At 27.0% G+C, this 793-nt stretch carries 1 protein-coding gene; it reads right to left on the bottom strand.

Annotated elements, in window-relative coordinates:
• Positions 1-667 (bottom strand): glycosyltransferase family 4 protein (locus tag E1I69_RS24260; RefSeq protein WP_136382029.1); only part of this gene is annotated, 667 nt, incomplete at its 3' end.
• Positions 668-793: the final 126 nt, after the last annotated feature.

The following is a 793-nucleotide window of genomic DNA, read 5'->3' on the forward strand; positions in this document are numbered from 1 at the left end:
ATTCAGGTGTGCACTCATAAAAATTACTTTTGATTTTCGAAAATTCCACCGTTTTACCTCTAAATTCATCTATAAAAGAAAGTATCTTATTATATGCTTCATCTGAATTTAATTCTGAGTATCTTAATATGATTGAATAATCATATTTGCTCAGATAAACTTTATAAGGGTCATTTTGGATTTGTGAAAAATGTATAATTGGCTTTCCGGTAGAAATACAGTCAAAAATTTTACTTGGCACAAGATCTTCTTCATTATTTCCTATCGTGATAATGAAATCGGATTTCGCAATCTTTTCATTTAGTAAAGTAGAGCTTATAGCATTATTTGCTTTAAAAAATCGATTATTCTCCGAGAGATTTAAAAGTTTTTTTTGCATATTTCCATATGAGTAGAAAATAACTTCAATGCTTTGTTGGGTATGAATCTTTTTAAAAAATTCAAATATTACTGAGGGATTTCTTTGTTTTCTATCTAATCCACCTGCATAAATTAATTTGGGAATGGTGTTATTTACACTAATTGATGTTCTATTAGTGACCATCGGATGTTCCAATTCGACTAATTTATATTTGTCCTTTTTAGTAATTCGTTCTGAAAAATACTTATACATGATTGGTAATGTATAAATTTTTGAAAAACCTTCGATAATTTTCTTTTCAAGCATTTTCCTATAATTTAATTTCACATGATAAACAAAGGGAATTTTTATTGTCGATGTTATTGGAAGTTTTTCCAGTAGAAAAATCTTTTTTTTGTTATAATTAATTGAAGCTGTCTCTTATACACATCT

The sequence above is a fragment of the Bacillus timonensis genome, assembly GCF_004799755.1.
GTDB classification, from domain to species: domain Bacteria; phylum Bacillota; class Bacilli; order Bacillales; family Bacillaceae_L; genus Ferdinandcohnia; species Ferdinandcohnia timonensis_A.